Source organism: Achromobacter sp., from assembly GCF_032102605.1.
Taxonomy (GTDB): Bacteria; Pseudomonadota; Gammaproteobacteria; order Burkholderiales; family Burkholderiaceae_B; genus Achromobacter.
The window spans coordinates 84,148-99,897 of the sequence record NZ_DAMDGT010000011.1; the positions used below are offsets into that span (position 1 = coordinate 84,148).

General features: G+C 66.6%; 15 protein-coding genes. 13 read left to right on the forward strand and 2 right to left on the reverse strand.

Going from position 1 to position 15,750, the window contains the following annotated elements; genetic code table 11:
* The 6 genes from RT614_RS22210 to RT614_RS22235 all read left to right on the forward strand — a co-directional run bounded on the left by RT614_RS22210 (position 1) and on the right by RT614_RS22235 (position 5,498).
* On the forward strand, positions 1 to 1,164 hold the full coding sequence (locus RT614_RS22210) for a CoA transferase (protein WP_313624306.1): 1,164 nt from the start codon (positions 1 to 3) through the stop codon (positions 1,162 to 1,164).
* Entirely contained in the window at positions 1,161 to 2,393 is a 1,233-nt protein-coding gene (locus RT614_RS22215) for a CoA transferase (protein ID WP_313624307.1), read from the forward strand. The genes RT614_RS22210 and RT614_RS22215 overlap by 4 nt, the downstream gene beginning before the upstream one ends.
* Before the next feature lie 60 nt (positions 2,394 to 2,453).
* Positions 2,454 to 3,035, forward strand: coding sequence for a cysteine hydrolase (locus tag RT614_RS22220; RefSeq protein WP_313624308.1), 582 nt, complete (start codon positions 2,454 to 2,456; stop codon positions 3,033 to 3,035).
* A gap of 7 nt (positions 3,036 to 3,042) precedes the next feature.
* On the forward strand, positions 3,043 to 3,855 hold the full coding sequence (locus RT614_RS22225; RefSeq protein ID WP_313624309.1) for a CoA ester lyase: 813 nt from the start codon (positions 3,043 to 3,045) through the stop codon (positions 3,853 to 3,855).
* An 80-nt stretch (positions 3,856 to 3,935) separates the two neighbouring features.
* Positions 3,936 to 4,583, forward strand: coding sequence for a GntR family transcriptional regulator (locus RT614_RS22230; protein ID WP_313624310.1), 648 nt, complete (start codon positions 3,936 to 3,938; stop codon positions 4,581 to 4,583).
* 81 nt (positions 4,584 to 4,664) lie between these two features.
* Positions 4,665 to 5,498, forward strand: coding sequence for a MurR/RpiR family transcriptional regulator (locus tag RT614_RS22235; protein ID WP_409558508.1), 834 nt, complete (start codon positions 4,665 to 4,667; stop codon positions 5,496 to 5,498).
* Here RT614_RS22235 and RT614_RS22240 read toward each other — a convergent pair.
* A complete protein-coding gene (locus RT614_RS22240; RefSeq protein WP_313624312.1) occupies positions 5,492 to 6,331 on the reverse strand; it encodes an HAD family hydrolase in 840 nt (279 codons plus the stop codon). The genes RT614_RS22235 and RT614_RS22240 overlap by 7 nt on opposite strands.
* 193 nt (positions 6,332 to 6,524) lie before the next feature.
* Here RT614_RS22240 and RT614_RS22245 point away from each other — a divergent pair, with 193 nt between their 5' ends.
* The 3 genes from RT614_RS22245 (at position 6,525) to RT614_RS22255 (ending at position 10,491) form a co-directional block, all read left to right on the forward strand.
* The gene (locus RT614_RS22245; protein ID WP_313624313.1) at positions 6,525 to 6,692 is read left to right on the forward strand and encodes a hypothetical protein; all 168 of its coding nucleotides are present in this window, start codon (positions 6,525 to 6,527) and stop codon (positions 6,690 to 6,692) included.
* Positions 6,693 to 6,726: 34 nt separating this feature from the next.
* The gene (locus RT614_RS22250) at positions 6,727 to 8,982 is read left to right on the forward strand and encodes a phosphocholine-specific phospholipase C (RefSeq protein ID WP_313624314.1); all 2,256 of its coding nucleotides are present in this window, start codon (positions 6,727 to 6,729) and stop codon (positions 8,980 to 8,982) included.
* 300 nt (positions 8,983 to 9,282) lie between these two features.
* Complete coding sequence (locus RT614_RS22255) at positions 9,283 to 10,491, forward strand: GGDEF domain-containing protein (protein ID WP_313624316.1); 1,209 nt, start codon at positions 9,283 to 9,285, stop codon at positions 10,489 to 10,491.
* A gap of 7 nt (positions 10,492 to 10,498) precedes the next feature.
* On the opposite strand, the gene RT614_RS22260 is transcribed toward RT614_RS22255, so the two are convergent.
* Entirely contained in the window at positions 10,499 to 11,401 is a 903-nt protein-coding gene (locus RT614_RS22260) for a LysR family transcriptional regulator (protein ID WP_313624317.1), read from the reverse strand.
* An 85-nt stretch (positions 11,402 to 11,486) separates the two neighbouring features.
* On the opposite strand from RT614_RS22260, the gene RT614_RS22265 reads away from it, so the two are divergent.
* The 4 genes from RT614_RS22265 (at position 11,487) to RT614_RS22280 (ending at position 15,733) form a co-directional block, all read left to right on the forward strand.
* Complete coding sequence (locus tag RT614_RS22265; RefSeq protein WP_313624318.1) at positions 11,487 to 12,317, forward strand: CoA ester lyase; 831 nt, start codon at positions 11,487 to 11,489, stop codon at positions 12,315 to 12,317.
* A 38-nt stretch (positions 12,318 to 12,355) separates the two neighbouring features.
* A complete protein-coding gene (locus RT614_RS22270) occupies positions 12,356 to 13,564 on the forward strand; it encodes a CoA transferase (protein ID WP_313624319.1) in 1,209 nt (402 codons plus the stop codon).
* A gap of 95 nt (positions 13,565 to 13,659) precedes the next feature.
* Complete coding sequence (locus tag RT614_RS22275) at positions 13,660 to 14,661, forward strand: cyclase family protein (protein WP_313624320.1); 1,002 nt, start codon at positions 13,660 to 13,662, stop codon at positions 14,659 to 14,661.
* 97 nt (positions 14,662 to 14,758) lie between these two features.
* Entirely contained in the window at positions 14,759 to 15,733 is a 975-nt protein-coding gene (locus tag RT614_RS22280) for a tripartite tricarboxylate transporter substrate binding protein (protein ID WP_313624321.1), read from the forward strand.
* Positions 15,734 to 15,750: the final 17 nt, after the last annotated feature.

A 15,750-nucleotide genomic window follows, 5' to 3' on the forward strand; every position in this document is an offset into this window, starting at 1 on the left:
ATGCAGTCCAACGAAACGCCACAAGCCGGCGCGCTGCCGTTATCCGGATGCCGCGTGCTGGAGCGGTCGAACACGGTGGCGGCCGCCTATGCCGGACGGATGCTTGCCGCCCTGGGCGCGCAGGTCGTGATGCTGGAGCCGCCCGGCGGTTCGCGGCTGCGGCAGGCGCCACCCCTGACCGCCGACGGCGAGAGCGCGCTGTTCGCGTATCTAGCCGTCGGCAAGCGCAGCCTGGAGGCGGACCTGTCGTCGCCGCCCGGCCGCGCGTTGCTGGAACGGGAACTGGCGCGCGCCGACATCCTGATCGACGACACGCCGGTGATCGATCGTGAAGCGCTGGGCCTGGCGCCGCAGGACATCGGCCGGCGCTTTCCGGACCTGGTCCATGTGAGCGTCCTGCCGTTCGGCGCCGCCGGCCCCAAAGCCGGCTGGGACGGCGAGGAAGTCAACCTGCTGCATGCGGGCGGGGAAGGCTTTCTTTTACCCAACGGCCTGTCGAACGAGTTGTTCCCCGACCGACCGCCCCTGAAGATCTACGGCCACTTCGGCGGCTACCAGGGCGGGGCGATGGCCGCCTTCTGCGCGCTGTCGGCGTGGTGGGCCGTGCCCACGGGCGGCGGGCAGTATGTAGACGTGTCGGTGCAGGACGCCGTCCTGTCGGTAGGGGCGTTCGCCTTGCAGCGGCTGGGCGATGGGTCCCTGGAGCACCGCACCAGCCGGCGCTTCCGCTATGGCGGCGTGTTCGAAGCGCAGGACGGCTTCATCGAACTGCTGACGCTGGAAGACCGGCAATGGGCGTCGCTGGTGCAACTGCTGGGCAGCCCCGCTTGGGCGGCGGATCCCGGCCTGCGCGATCCGCTCGAGCGCAGCCGTCGCGGCGATGAGCTCAATGGCCACATCCGCGAGTGGATGGCGCGCCATCCCGTCGAGGACATCGTGCGGCGCGCGCAGGAACTGGGCGTGCCGGCCGCCAAGTACCGCATGCCGGCCGAAGTGGTGAATGGCGAACAGGAAGCGGCGCGCGGCCTGTTCGCGCCGGCCGAGCTGGCCAGCGGCCGCGAGGCCGGCATCCTGGTCGCGCCGTTTCAATTCCGTTGTACGCCCTTGCCAAGGAAGGGGCGCGTCCCGCCCTTGGGCGAGATGGCGCAGGAGGCATCCGCATGACGCAGTCCGAATCACCCATCGGGAAACAGACCCCCGCCCTGCGGGCGCCCCTTGCCGGCGTGCGCATCGCCGACTTCACGATCCACGCGGCGGGCCCGTTCTGCACGCACCTGCTGTCGCAGCTTGGCGCCGAGTGCATCAAGATCGAAAGCCGGACGCGGCCGGACGCCTTCCGCAAGCCGCACGCCGTCTACGGGCGCATGTCCGCCGCGACGTTCGACCAGGTATCTGCGAACAAGCTGTCCGTGCGCCTCAACCTGAAGCAGCCTGAGGCGGTGGCCTTGGCCAAGCGGATTGTCGCGCTGTCGGACGTGGCGGCCGAGAGCTTCCGCCCCGGCGTCATGACGCGGCTGGGGCTAAGCTTTGACGACCTCTGCAAGATAAAAGCCGATCTCGTGCTGCTGTCCCTGTCGTCCTGCGGACAGAGCGGGCCCGATTCCCACTTTGCCGGGTATGCACCACTCTTCGGCGCCTGGGGCGGCCTGGGATGGATGAGCGGGTACAGCGACGGGCCGCCCGTCGAAATGCGCCATGTGATGGACCACGCCGCCGGTGCGCACGCCGCCCTGGCCACCGTGGCGGCGCTGCACCAGCGCAGGCGCACGGGCCACGCGCAGCACGTGGACCTGGCCGCGCGCGAAGTCGCGTCAGCCATGATCGGCGACGCACTGGTCCTGGCCAGCCTGGGCATCGAGCCGCAGCGTCCGGGCAACGCGGACCTGGCGATGTCCCCGCATGGCGTCTATCCCACGGCCCAGCCCGACCGCTGGCTGACCCTTGCCGTCAGGACGGACGCGCAATGGCAGGCGCTGGTCGGCGTTTTGGGCAAGGAGGGCGCAGACGCCCGCTACGCTAGCGCCGGCGCGCGCCTGGCGCACCGCGCGGAAGTGGACCAACTGATTACGCAATGGCTGGCGTCCTGCGACGCGGAGTCCGTCGCCGAACGACTGCAGCAGGCCGGCGTGCCGGCGCACGTGTCATGGACCATGCAGGACATCGCATCGGACACGCATCTGCAGGCGCGCGGCGCCGTGACGCCCGTCGAGGCGCCCGGTATTCCCGCGCGTCTGGCGGTGGGCGCGCCGGCACGGTTCAGCAGGACGGACCAGATCGGCATCCGGCGCTTGACGCCCGCATTGGGGCAGGATGAGGATTACGTGTTCGGCGAACTGCTGGGGCTGGACTCGGCGCAGCGCGCGGACCTGGAAGCGCGCGAAGTGATCCTGTAACCATGCCGGCCCGCAGCCATCGAAACACCCACCAAACCCGACAACCTTGAGGATTTCCCGATGAAAGACGCCATCTACCTGGTGCTGGACATGGAGAACGACCTGGTCCATGCCGACGGACCCAACGGCCGCGCGGCCTATGGCGAGCAAGTGCGCGCCCGCGGCATCCTGGAAAACACGCGCCGCGCCGTGGACAAGGCGCGCGCCGCGGGCCTGCACATCGGCTTCGTGCGCGTGGGGTTTTCGCCGGACTACCGCGAATGCCCGCCCAATTCGCCCATCTTCTCGGGCGCGCGCAAGAACGGCGTCTTCAAGCTGGGCGAATGGGGCACCGAAGTGCATCCCGACCTGGGCCGCGAGCCGCAGGATTTCGACATCGTCAAGCACCGCGTCAGCCCGTTCTACAGCACCAGCCTTGAAGCCATCCTGCGCGCGAACGGCATCAAGCGGATCTACTGCTCGGGCATTTCCACCAACGCGGTGGTGCAAGCCACCGTCCGCGAAGGACACGACCGCGACTACGAGATGATCGTGCTGGACGACTGCTGCTGCGGCCTGACCACGGAAGAACATGACAACGCGATCAAGAGCCTGCAACGCTTTTGCCGGATCACCAATTCCAACGATGTCGTCTTCGAGTGAGCCCGCCGTGAACCGACCCGCCCGCAGCCTGCTGTTCGTTCCCGGGGATCGTCCCGAACGCTACGACCGCGCGCTTGCCAGCGGCGCGCACGAGGTCATCGTGGACCTGGAAGACGCCGTGGCCCCGGGCGCCAAGGAACAGGCTCGGGCCCATGTTGCGGCCTGGCTGGCCGGGGGCGGCCGGGCCTGCGTGCGCATCAATCCCGCCGACACGCCCTGGCACCAGGACGACATCGCGGCGCTGCGCAAGCTGCCGCACGCCGCAGTCATGCTACCCAAGGCCGACGAGGTTTCGCTGGCGATGGTGGTCCAGGCGTTGCCCGGTCGGCGGATCATCGCGCTGCTGGAGTCCGTGGCGGGGTATATGGACCTGCAGGCGATCGCGTGCCTGCCGGGCGTGGAACGCATTGCCTTCGGCAGCGTGGACTTCGCCATGGACAGCGGCATTGCCGACGAGGGCGACGCGATGACGGCCATACGCACGGCGATCGTGCTGGCGTCGCGCCATGCGGGTCTCGCCGCGCCCGTCGACGGCGTCAGCCTGGAGTTCACCGATCCGGACCGGATGCGGGCCGACGCCCGCCGCTCCCGCCAGCTTGGGTTCGGCGGCAAGTTATGCATCCATCCACGCCAGGTGGCAGAGGTCAACGCCGCCTGGCTGCCGACCGAAACCGAACTTGCCTGGGCGCAGCGGGTGCTGGCTGCGTTCGAGGCCAGCGGCGGCGCAGCCACCGCCGTGGACGGCAAGATGATCGACAAGCCGGTGGTCGAACAGGCGCGGCGCATCGCTGCGGATTCGGTGGGTGCGGCCATGGCTTAACGGTTAGAATCGGGCCCACAGGGGCTTTGCGGCCTGCAAGCAGCTTTATCCGGTTCGTCCGGGCCACTCAGGCTTAATCGATGGAATACCGAACAAAAGAGGAACAGGTCGCTGACTATCTGCGCGAGCGCATCATCTCGGGCGTATTTCCCCGTGGCTCGCGCCTGAAGCAGGCCGAAATCGCCGAACAGTTGCGGCTGAGCATCACGCCAGTGCGCGAAGCGCTGAAGCTGCTGGAAGCCGAAGGCTATATCAGCGGCGATTCCTACCGCGGCGCGCGCGTCGTGCCTTTCGACGCCGGCGCGTCGGCCGAAATCCTGCAATTGCGCCTGTTGCTGGAATCGCAGCTCGTCCGCGCCGCGATCGAACGCATCACCACCCAGGACATCGCCGAACTGCGCATCCTGGCCGACGACTTCGCCAAGTCCTTTGAAAGCGGCGACCGCGCCACCGCGCGGGGCATCAACTACCGCTTCCACCGCCAGCTCTACGACATCGCCCAACTGCCGCAAACCCTGCATTTCGTGCAGATCCTGTGGGCGCGCTATCCCTTCGACCTGATCAACTCGGCGTCCGGCCGCGGCGAGCACGCCGTGCGCGAGCACGAGGAAATCCTGCAGGCCTTCGCCTCGGGCGACGCGTCCGCGGCCATGCTGGCCATGCGCAAGCACATCGAATCCGGCTGGACCGTGCTGAAGTCGCTGAGCGAATCCGCGCAGTCGGAGTAACGGCGCCTGCCGGCCGTCATGACCACATCCAAACGATCTTCCCGAACGCCGCCCGTCGCCGTCGAAACGCCGCCGCAGGCCATGCTGGCGCGCATCCAGAGCCTCTTGCCGTCGATGGGCGCGGCGTCGCAGCGCATCGGGGAATTCGTCATTCGCCATCCGGCCGAGGTGGTGCACATGTCGGTCAGCGAGGTTGCGGAGCGCACGCAGAGCAGCGAAGGCAGCGTGGTGGGCTTTTGCAAGCTGCTAGGCGCCACGGGCTTTCAGCAACTGAAGATCGCGCTGGCGCAGCAGATCGTGCAGCCCGTGCAGTACATCCACGAAGACCTGGATGCCCGGGACACGCCTGCCGAGGTCGTCAGCAAGATTTTCCACAGCAACATCCAGACCCTGCAGGAAACCGAATCGGTGCTGGACATCGCCGCGCTGACGGCCGCGGTGGAACTGATCCGCGGGGCCCGGCGCGTCGAGATCTACGGCATCGGCAGCTCGGCGGTCATCGCCCATGACGCCCATTACCGCATGCTGCGCATCGGGCTGCATGCCACGGCGGTCACGGATTCGCACGTGCAGGCCATCAGCGCGTCGCTGACCGGCCCGGACGTCGCGGTGCTGACCATCTCGCATTCGGGCAGCACGCATGAAACGGTGCTGGCGACGCGGCTGGCCAAAGAGGCCGGCGCGCGCACGATCTGCATCACCAACTTCGGCAAGTCGCCGATCCAGGAACATGCAGACGTCGTGCTGCACACCATGTCGCGCGAGACGCGCTTTCGCACCGAGGCGATGACCAGCCGCCTTGCGCAGCTGGCCATCATCGACACGCTCATCGCCTGCCTGGCGCTGTCTGATTACGACAAGGCCGTGTCGACCCTGCGCAGCACGTTCGACGTCCTGTCGAACAAGCGCTACTGATCCGTCGCGGCGCGTGCCGGCAGCGCATGGCGCCGTGGCGGCGCAGCCAGCATCAGGCCTGCCACGTTCGCTGCGTCCGCCTCGGGCGTGTCGCCCACCAGCAAATATCCCATCCCCAGCGACACGGCCCCCTTCGCATCGGTGCGCGCGTTGTCGCCAATGACCGTGACGTCTTCAGGCGGCACGTTCAATCTGCGAAGTCCTTCTTCGAACAGCATTGGCGCCGGCTTGCCCAGAATGATCGGGCGCACGCCGGGCGCGCAAGCCTGCACGGCTTGTAGCAGCGCGCCGGTTTCGGGCACCAGCAGGCCCTGCGGACCGGGATGGGTGAAGTCGCCGTTGCTCACCATCAGGACGGCGCCGCGCGCCAGTTCGATGGACAGCGTTTGCAGCGTGGCATAGGAAAACGCCAGATCGCGCGCCAGCAGCACGATGTCGGCCTCGCGGGACACCAGCGCGAGGCCCAGTCGCGCGGCGCATTCCCGCAGGACGTCGGATCCGCACAGCAGCAGACGGGCATGCGGATGCTTGCGCGCGATATGCCGCAAGGCCTGTTCCCCCGCAAGCACCAGCGCATCCGCCTGAATGGACAGGCCCAGCGCCTGCAGCCGCGGCGCCAGGCGCGCCGCCGTGTCGGTGGAATTGTTCGAGACGACGACGTACCGGCCAGACCAGCGGGCCAGCAATTGCGGGGCGCCGGGAAGCACTTCGTGGCCGCTCACCAGCGTGCCGTCCAGATCCAGGATCAGGCCGCGCGAGCGCGAGGCCCAGGGCGGTTCCTTCGCCGAAACGTCGGGGCAAGAGAGCAGGGCGGCGCTTTCAATACGATTCATGGCAAGCCAGGAAAGCCCGGACAAGGGCGTGGTTGAGACGGTGCGCGGAAGCCCGGATAGGGCGTCCGAGTCGTGCGCATTTTATCTGAACAAAACTCAAAAAACATAAAAACAAAAATGAGCGTTTTTCATTTGTCTGTCATGTGCGGTGCCTACTCTGCGTGCCTGAACCTTCCCAGTCCAGGAGTCCGCCATGACGTATTTCGCACCAGGCCGCGCCCTTGCCGCGGCCATTGCCCTAAGCCTGACCCTAGCCGCCTGTGGCGGCGACGACGATTCGGACGACGGCGCGCCTGCGCCTCCCGAGGTCGAACAGCCCGGCCCAACGCCTCCCGCCCCGCAACTGCGCTGCGCGCCTTGAACGTCCCCGTCCAATCCTTCGCACGAGTAGCCTCATGACCAAGCCCAACACTCCGCAATACCCCGACGCCGACCTGGCCCAACCGGGACGCCGGCAGTTCATCCGCGCCTCGGCCAAGACCGCCGGCGCGTTGTCCGCGATGGCGTTCCTGCCCGCGTCGATCCAGCGCGCCCTGGCGGTGCCCGCCGCGGTCGAGACCGGCACGATCCAGGACATCAAGCACATCGTCATCCTCATGCAGGAAAACCGCAGCTTCGATCACTACTTCGGCACGATGCGCGGCGTGCGCGGCTTCGGAGACCGCTTCCCGATTCCGCTGGCCAACGGCAAATCGGTGTTCTTCCAGCCCGATCCCAATGGCGGCCAGGACATCCAGCCGTTCCGGCGCGATTCGCGTATCGGCAAGGCACTGATCGGCTCGGGCACCCCCCATAATTTTCCTGACCAGCAGGCGGCCTGGAACCAGGGAAAGATGGACCGCTGGATTCAGTTCAAGAACCAGGCGACGATGGGCTTCTACATGCGCGACGACATTCCCTTCCAGTTCGCGCTGGCCGATGCCTTCACCGTTTGCGACGGCTATCACTGTTCCATCCTGACCGGCACGGATCCCAACCGCATCGTGTTCTGGTCGGGATCGAACTTCAATCCGGAATTGCGCAAGATGGGCATCAATTGCACCGACGCCGATTCCGAACCCGTGAACTCGCGCTGCTGGCCCAGCCCGTCCAACTGGGTGGCGGGCCGCGCGCAGGAACCGGACGGCTCGGGCCAGTTCGACACCGTGGCCGGCGCCTACAACTATCAGTACAAGAACACGCCCTTCAAGTGGGACACGCTGCCGGACCTGCTGCAGCGCGCCGGCGTCAGCTGGCACATCTACCAGAACATGAACAACAACTGGACGGGCGCCATGCACGGCTGCCTGGCATTCCAGAGTTTCCGTACCGCGCAGCCGGGTTCGCCCATCTATGAACATGGCCTGACGGGCGGCCCCGAAAAGACCGACGGCGCCGTCAACTTCCTTGCCCAGCTGAAGCAGGACGTGACGAACGGGACGTTGCCCCAGGTGTCATGGGTGCTGCCCACGCAGGACCTGGCCGAGCATCCCGGCAGCAGCCAGGGCGTGGCGGGCGCGGCCGACTTCATTTCCGACGTGCTGGACGCGTTGACCTCCAACCCCGAAGTCTGGAGCAAGACCGCCGTCTTCGTGACGTTCGACGAAAACGATGGCTTTTTCGACCATCTGGCCATGCCGTCGGTGCCGTCGTTTGACGCCAACGGCGTCCTGATGGGCAAATCCACGGTGCCGCTGGAAGGCCTGTACTTCGATGCCTCGGTGGGCAACTACCTGAAGGCCGAGGACACCACCACCGGCAAGACCCGTCCGTGGGGCCTGAGCTCCCGCGTGCCGATGTACGTGGTGTCGCCGTGGAGCAAGGGCGGCTGGGTCAATTCTCAGGTGTTCGACCACACCTCGGTGGGGCGATTCCTGGAGCAGCGCTTCGGCATCACGGTCGACGCCATCAGCCCGTGGCATCGCGCGGTGTGCGGCGACCTTACCTCGTGCTTCGACTTCGTCAGCCCCAACGACGCCAGCGTGCCCAAGCTGCCGGACACCAGCAACTTTGCGGCGATCAACGCGGCGCAGAACCTGCTGCCCACCACCTCCATCACCCAGGCGCCCGCCACGCCGCAGCCCCTGTTCCAGGAGCCCGGCACGCGCCTCTCCCGCGCGCTGCCGTACGAGCTGCACACCAGCGCTCGCATCGGACAGAACGGCGCCGTCGAACTGCTGTTCAGCAACACCGGCAATGTGGGCGCGGTCTTCCACGTCTACGACAAGCGCCGGCTGGACCTCATTCCCCGCCGCTACACCGTGGAAGCAGGCAAGACCCTCTCCGACACCTGGGACGGCGGCGACTATGACCTGTGGGTCTACAGCAGCAATGGCTTCGTGCGCGCGTTCTCGGGCAACACGCAGCGCGGCGTGCCGATGGAGGTGCAGGTCTGCTATGAACCCGCCGGCAGCGCGCTGTATGTAAAAGTGGCCAACCACGGTGCGGCGAGCATGCAGGTCTCGATGCAGGCCAACGCCTACCGGTCAGACGGCCCGTGGGTACTGGCGGTGGAACCGGGCGCCGTGGCCGAGCACCATTGGTCCATCGCGGAAAACAGCAACTGGTACGACTTCACCGTCGCGGCGGACGGCTTCGAGCGGCGCTTCGCCGGTCGCATGGAGAACGGCAAGCACGGCGTCAGCGATCCGGCCATGGCGTTGCATCTTTGAAGAATGGGCAGGGAGCGGGGCGCGGATGCTGCGCGCCCCGCGGCGGCGTGATTACAAATTGCGGTTGAGTTTCAGGCTGGCCGCGGATAAGGGATTGGTTGGCCGCAGCCGCCATTCGAAGGGGCCTGGGGACGCCATGGGGCAGGCGACGATGGCGCGAGCCGCGCCGAGGTCAATTTCGATCTGAACCAATTCAGAAGCCGAACTTGACCTGATTCGGCTTTCCTCGGTTAAGGTGTCGCCTGATCGCGGCCTGGCAGCATTGCGCAGGAATTCCGCTTCCCCTCTCGACGTCCCTTCATGGTTGCATCCACTCTGGTCGGCATGCTGTGTGCACACCTGTTGTGCTTTTCAGGCATGTTTTTGCTTATCAGCCGTCGCCTGCCTGGCAACAGGATGGGGATGGATTTCTTCGCCGTCGGCAATCTGCTGCTGGCGTTGGCCTACATCCTGCAACTGGTTGAAGGAGGCCCCGCCTGGAGCCTGATGAGCGTCGTCAACCACATCCTCACGCTGGCCGCCCCAATCGCCTACTGGCTTGGCGCGATGCGATTCTTTGGGCGTCAGGTGCCGTTGTGGCGTCCGTTGATGGCGTTTGCCGTGGTCTATGGCATTGCGCAACTGCTGGTGCAGTGGAACGCCGGGCCCGCCGCGCGCTACGCCATGCTTGCTGCGATGGCAACCCTGCTTTTCTTTGCGATGACCCTGACCGTCATCTACGGTGTGCGCACCTTTGCAAAAGACCTGCACGGCGAAATGATTTTTTTCGCGTTGCTGATCAGCGGGATATGCGTCCTCAATGCGCTGAAGTTCATGAAAATCGTGGAGGGCGGCCTGGATGCGCTGCACATGGACAGCCGCTTTCAAATGATCTTCTACATCTACATGTCAACGCTGGCCACCATCGTGCCGCCGTCGATTGTCTGGCTGGTGCTGCGGCGGCTGACGGACAGCCTGCGCAATATGGCGGCCCGTGATCCCATGACAGATCTGCTCAATCGCAGAGGGCTGACGGATGCGATGCAGCTGCATTTCAATAACCGGCATGCCGCGCCTGCCTACCTGCTGCTGCTGGACGTCGACCATTTCAAGCTGATCAATGACACCTACGGGCACCAGGCCGGCGACGAGGTCTTGTGCCGCATTGCAGACTTGCTGCGCGCAACGGTGCGCCGTGGCGACTTGACGGGTCGTATTGGCGGAGAAGAGTTTGTGGCTGTCTTCCTGGAAACGGACGGCGACGGTGTCATGGGCCTGGCAGAGCGGCTGCGTGCCAGCGTTGAAAGCCAGGCGATCAAAGTGGCCGGTGCGGGTGATTTGCTGCGTTGCACGGTCACCATTGGAATTTCCCCGCCATTCCACGGCGCGCATGCGCTGGATGACGCGCTTCGGCAAGCCGATACCGCGCTGTACCGAGGAAAGGCGGAGGGACGCAATCGGATTGAAGTGGCCCAGATACCTCGGAGTATTTCCGCTGGCGCTACGAAGCCAGCGCTGGCAAATCTGTAGAGCTGGATCAAAGCCCCGACGCAACCTGAGCGCCGCCCGCCCTGGCGTATTCCACGATCGCAATGTCGCGAAACGCTTGAATCAGCGCCAGCCGCGACGACCCCCGCGGCCAGATCAGGCCGAAGCGGCGCGGCTCGCACGGCGCCGGAAGCGGCAACACCGCCAGCCCCAGGCGCTCGATCGCGTGGTTGGTCGCCAACGGCAGGATCGCCACGCCCAGGTCGCGGCTGACCATCACCGCAATGGCCTCGATCGCATTGAGCTCGAAGCGGTCCCGCGGCGTGATGCCGACCCGCTTCAGGTAGTCGTCCACGTGGCGGCCGCCCCAATCGTTGCGCTGATAGCGAATGAATGGCTCGCTGGCGAGCAGGGCATGCGGATCGCGCCCCGCCAGCCGCGGCGCCACCGCCAGCACATAGGGCTCTTCGCGCAGCAGTTGCCAGCCCAGGCTCTTGGCCAGCGGATACGGGGCTTCCAGCGCGATGGCCGCGTCCAGTTCGCCGGCTTCCACCGCCGGATAGAAACGCGCCGAATGGCCGGGCGTGAGCGCCACGTTCACCAGCGGATGGCGCGCCACAAGGTGTTCCAGGATGGCCGGCACCATGGAATTGAGCGCCGTGTTGCCCGCGCCGAGCCGCAATTCACCCATCACCTCGCCGGAACGCGCCAGGTAGCGGATCTGTTCCAGGCTGGCCAGCACGTCCTGGACGGGCGCCAGCAATTCGGCCGCCTTGGCGGTGAGGTGCACGGTGCGGCCGGCGCGCGCCACCAGCGGCGCGCCCAGTTCCTGCTCGAGCGCACGGATCTGCTGCGCCACCGCGCCATGCGTAACACCGAGCCGGCGCGCGGCCTCGGCCATGGAGCCGTGGCGGGCCACGGCGACAAGCGTTTGAAGGAAATCGGTGTTCATGATGATAGATATTCTATCGTTTGATCGTAACCCAGCTCGCCCAACCCAGCTTGCCCCCGCGCCACAATCCGGCCAGGAGACAACCATGAAAAGCAAGCTATTCGTCCCGGCGTCACGCCCGGAACTGTTCGATAAGGCCATGGCCAGCGCCGCCGACGCGATTTCCTTCGACCTCGAGGACGCCGTCGCGCCGGAACGCAAGGCCGAGGCGCGCGCCATCCTGGCCGATTGGCTTGGCAAGCAGGCAGGCGCCGCGCATGCCAAGAAAATTATCGTCCGCATCAATGCCTCCGATACCCCCTATTACGCCGACGACCTGGCCGTGCTGGGCGGCGTGCCGTTTGACATTCTGAACGTGCCGAAGACGCAGGACGCCGCGTCGGTGCAGGACGCCGTGACGCGCGCCAGCGCCGCCGGGTTCCAGGGCAGCTTCCTCGTCAATATCGAGACCCCGCAGGCGCTGGCCCGCGCCGCCGAACTGGCCGCCGCGCATGAGCGCGTCTGCGGCCTGCAACTGGGCCTGGCCGATCTGTTCGAGCCGCTGGGCATCGCCCGCTATGCGCCCGAAACGCTGCGCCCGATCATGCTGGCGGTTCGCCTGGCTGCCGGCGCTTCCGGCAAGTTCGCGCTCGATGCCGCCTATGCCCGCGTGAAAGACGCGGACGGTTTTCGGGCCGAGGCGCGCCTGGCCCGCTCGCTGGGTTTCCTGGGCAAGTCGTGCATCCACCCCAGCCAGATCGCCATCGCCAACGAGGAATTCGGCTTCTCGGCCGACGAGATCGAGCAGGCCCGTCGCATCGTCGAGGCCAGCCGGGAACACGCGGGCATGGGCGCTTTCCTGCTTGACGGCCGCATGATCGACGCGCCCTTCGTGCGCCGCGCCGAGGACGTGCTGCTGGCCGCCGGACACGCCTGAATCCCTTCCCGAATCCGCAAGACTGAGTGACTCGCACGATGCAACACCCTGCCGAATCTTCCCTGCCGCTGTCCGGCGTCAAAGTGCTGGACCTGAGCGCCTACATCGCCGGCCCCTACGGCTGCGCGCTGCTGGGCGACATGGGCGCCGAAGTGATCAAGATCGAGCCGCCCGAAGGCGACAATCTGCGCAAGTATCCGTCGACACTGGCCAGCGAAAGCCGCGCCTTCCTGGGCATCAACCGCAACAAGCGCGGGCTTTGCCTGAACCTGAAGGACGAGGCCGGCTACGAAGTGCTGACGCGTCTGGTGCGCGAGGCCGACGTGCTGGTCCACAACTTCCGCCCGGGCGTGCCCGAACGGCTGCGCATCGATTTCGCCACGCTGGCTGCGATCAACCCGCGCCTGGTGTATTGCGCCATGACGGGCTACGGCGCGGCCGGCCCGATGGCGGGGCATGCCGGCTATGACCAGGTGCTGCAGTCCATGACGGGCATGTGCGCCTCGCAGGGCAAGGCCGACGGCCCGCCCGAGATCCTCTATGGATCGGTAGTCGATTACTACGGCGCCGCGCTGATTTCCAACAGCGTCGCCGCGGCGCTGTATCAGCGCGAGAAAACCGGCCGCGGCCAGGCCATCGAAGTGTCGCTGCTTGGCAGCGCGCTGGCGATGCAGTCGGCGCGCCTGGTGTGGGCCGAGGGCGAGCCGCGCCACATCGAACGCGACATGCGTTCGGGCGGCATCACCGGGATACACCCCACGCGCGAAGGCCATCTCTACATCTCGGCCAACACGCCGCACTTCTGGCGTTCGCTGTGCGGCCATTTGGGCCTTGCCGAATTGGCCGAACACCCCGACTACGATACCGTCAAGAAACGCGCGGCCCAGGCTGACGTGCTGATCCCGCGGGTGCGCGAAGCGCTGGCGCAGCGCGGCGCCGCCGAATGGGCCGAGCTGTTCGGCCAGAGCGTGCCCTGCGCCGTGGTAAATCGCGTCGAAGACATGTTCGACCATGCGCAGGTGCAGGCCATGGGCTTCATGCAGCCCCTGTCCAACCCGGCGGCCGGTAACTATGTTGGCCTGGCCCAATGGGCGCATTTCGCTCCGGACGGCACGGTGCACGACACCGCAGCCCCGGCCCGCATCGGCGCACCGACGCTGGGTGAACACAGCCGGGAAATCCTGGCTGGCCTGGGCTATGGCGAGCAGGACATCGACGCCCTGATGGGCCGGGAGGCGGTGCGCTGAACGCACCGTCGCGATAAAGAAAGACGCCGGCGGCCCAGCCGCCGGCCTGAAGAACAAAGCGCGCCATACAAGACGCGGCGCGAGGAGACATGGCGATGAGCCAGCAGCGATACCACCAGCGGCCCGCCGGGTCGAACTGGGGCGATTTCGGCGACGACGACCAGCTCGGCACGCTGAACCATCTTGACGCGCCTACCCGCCTGGCCGCGATCGCCGAGGTGCGCGAAGGCATTTCGTTTTCGCTCAGTCTGCCTTTGACCGTGCCGCGCGCGCCGGTGCTGAACCCGCGCCGCAAGGGCCCCGTGATCCGCCCGGCCGAAAAGAACGGCGTGCCTGTCTACCGTTATCCGCTGGCCACCGACGTGCCCGGCGCGACCGACGTGATCAGCGACGACAGCGTCACGATCTCGCCGCAATACTCCACGCAATGGGACGCCCTTGGCCACGTCGGCTCGCTCTACGACGCCCAGGGCAACGGCGAGGCGCGGCCCACCGGCTACAACGGCTTCACCGTGAGCAAGCCCGCCACTGAAGGCTTCACTGGCACCCGCGACCTGTCGATCGCGCCCATGGCGCGCCACGGCATCCAGGGCCGCGGCGTGATGGTGGACCTGCGCGCGCACTTCGGCGACGAACAGCGCAAGATCAGCCTGGCCGATCTGCAACGCGTGATGCAGGCCGACGGCGTGACCGTGCGGCCCGGCGACGTGCTGTGCCTGCATACCGGCCTGGCCGACCTGGCCTTGACGCTGCCCGATGACGAACAGCACCGGCTCAAGACCAGCTGCTGCGTGCTTGACGGCGACGATCCCGAGCTGCTGGCGTGGATCAAGAGCAGCCGCATCGCAGCCATCGCTGCCGACAATCACGCGGTCGAACTGCGCAACCACAGCCTGTCCGCCGAGCGCGGCCCGCTGCTTCCTTTGCACGAACAGTGCCTATTCAAGCTGGGCTTGCCGCTGGGCGAGCTCTGGCACCTGACCCCGCTGGCGCATTGGCTGCGCCAGCGCGGCCGGCACGCCTTCTTCCTGACCGCGGCGCCCATGTATGTGCCCGGTCTGGTCGGCGCGCCGGTCAACCCCATCGCGACCGTCTGATTGCCCCGGCCCGTCCGGCCGGAATATCAGCGGTCGCGCGATGCACGACTATTCCAATTATTTTTTTGTACCCCCTGCACGGGAGAAGTGAGAAGACATGAAAAACAAAGCAACCCTGATCCGCGCCGCGCTCATCGCCGGCTTCGGGCTGAGCTTCGCCGGCGCATCCGTCGCGGCCGACTATCCGTCGCAAGCCATCACCGTGGTCGTGCCGTACTCGGCCGGCGGCGGCGCGGACAACGCCGCGCGCATCATCGCCCAGGGCATGGGTGAAGTGCTGGGCCAGAGCGTGGTCATCGAAAACAAGGGCGGCGCAAGCGGCTCGATCGGCGCCGCCTTCGTGGCCCGCGCCAAGGCCGATGGCTACACCGTGCTGTACGACGCCTCGGCATTCTCGATCAACCCGGTGCTGCGCAAGCTGCCCTACGACGCGAAGAAGGATTTCATCCCCGTGTCGCAGGCCGTCAGCGTGCCCAACATCCTGGTGGCCGCGCCCGGCTCGGCCTTCAACACGCTGCCCGACTTCATCAAGGCCGCGCAGGCCAGCCCCAACCGCTACACCTACGCGTCCTACGGCCCGGGCAGCCTGGCCCAGATGGCGGGCGAACTGCTGAAGAAAGACGCGAAGATCGAAGCCGTGCACGTGCCCTACAAGGGCGGCGCCCCGGCCATCGTGGACGTCATGGGCGGCCAGGTCGACGTCTACTTCGCCAACGCGGCATCCAGCCTGAACTACGTCACGACCGGCAAGCTCAAGGCCCTGGCCGTGTCGTCGGCCAAGCGCATGCCCGAACTGCCCAACGTGCCCACCGTGGCCGAAGCGGGCATGTCCGACTTCGACGTGGTCGAATGGAACGGCTTCTTCCTGCCGGCTGGCACCCCGCCCGAGGTGGTCGCCAAGCTGCAGGACGTGATCCAGAAGACCCTGCAGCGCCCGGAAACCCGCGAGAAGCTGGGCAAGCTGGGCCTCACGCCCGTGGGCAGCAGCTCGGCCGACTTCACCAAGTTCGTCAGCGACGAGCAGACGCGCTGGGATGCCGTGGTCAAGTCCAACAACATCAATGTGAACTGATCGCGGATCACCTGATG

Excerpts from the sequence above, each read along its gene's own strand:
- RT614_RS22265 (WP_313624318.1), top strand. The coding sequence starts at position 11,487 with ATGAAAAGCAAGCTATTCGTCCCGGCGTCACGCCCGGAACTGTTCGAT.
- RT614_RS22235 (WP_409558508.1), top strand. The coding sequence starts at position 4,665 with ATGCTGGCGCGCATCCAGAGCCTCTTGCCGTCGATGGGCGCGGCGTCG.
- RT614_RS22280 (WP_313624321.1), top strand. The coding sequence starts at position 14,759 with ATGAAAAACAAAGCAACCCTGATCCGCGCCGCGCTCATCGCCGGCTTC.
- RT614_RS22220 (WP_313624308.1), top strand. The coding sequence starts at position 2,454 with ATGAAAGACGCCATCTACCTGGTGCTGGACATGGAGAACGACCTGGTC.
- RT614_RS22230 (WP_313624310.1), top strand. The coding sequence starts at position 3,936 with ATGGAATACCGAACAAAAGAGGAACAGGTCGCTGACTATCTGCGCGAG.
- RT614_RS22270 (WP_313624319.1), top strand. The coding sequence starts at position 12,356 with ATGCAACACCCTGCCGAATCTTCCCTGCCGCTGTCCGGCGTCAAAGTG.
- RT614_RS22245 (WP_313624313.1), top strand. The coding sequence starts at position 6,525 with ATGACGTATTTCGCACCAGGCCGCGCCCTTGCCGCGGCCATTGCCCTA.
- RT614_RS22210 (WP_313624306.1), top strand. The coding sequence starts at position 1 with ATGCAGTCCAACGAAACGCCACAAGCCGGCGCGCTGCCGTTATCCGGA.
- RT614_RS22275 (WP_313624320.1), top strand. The coding sequence starts at position 13,660 with ATGAGCCAGCAGCGATACCACCAGCGGCCCGCCGGGTCGAACTGGGGC.
- RT614_RS22255 (WP_313624316.1), top strand. The coding sequence starts at position 9,283 with ATGGTTGCATCCACTCTGGTCGGCATGCTGTGTGCACACCTGTTGTGC.
- RT614_RS22240 (WP_313624312.1), bottom strand. The coding sequence starts at position 6,331 with ATGAATCGTATTGAAAGCGCCGCCCTGCTCTCTTGCCCCGACGTTTCG.
- RT614_RS22250 (WP_313624314.1), top strand. The coding sequence starts at position 6,727 with ATGACCAAGCCCAACACTCCGCAATACCCCGACGCCGACCTGGCCCAA.
- RT614_RS22260 (WP_313624317.1), bottom strand. The coding sequence starts at position 11,401 with ATGAACACCGATTTCCTTCAAACGCTTGTCGCCGTGGCCCGCCACGGC.
- RT614_RS22215 (WP_313624307.1), top strand. The coding sequence starts at position 1,161 with ATGACGCAGTCCGAATCACCCATCGGGAAACAGACCCCCGCCCTGCGG.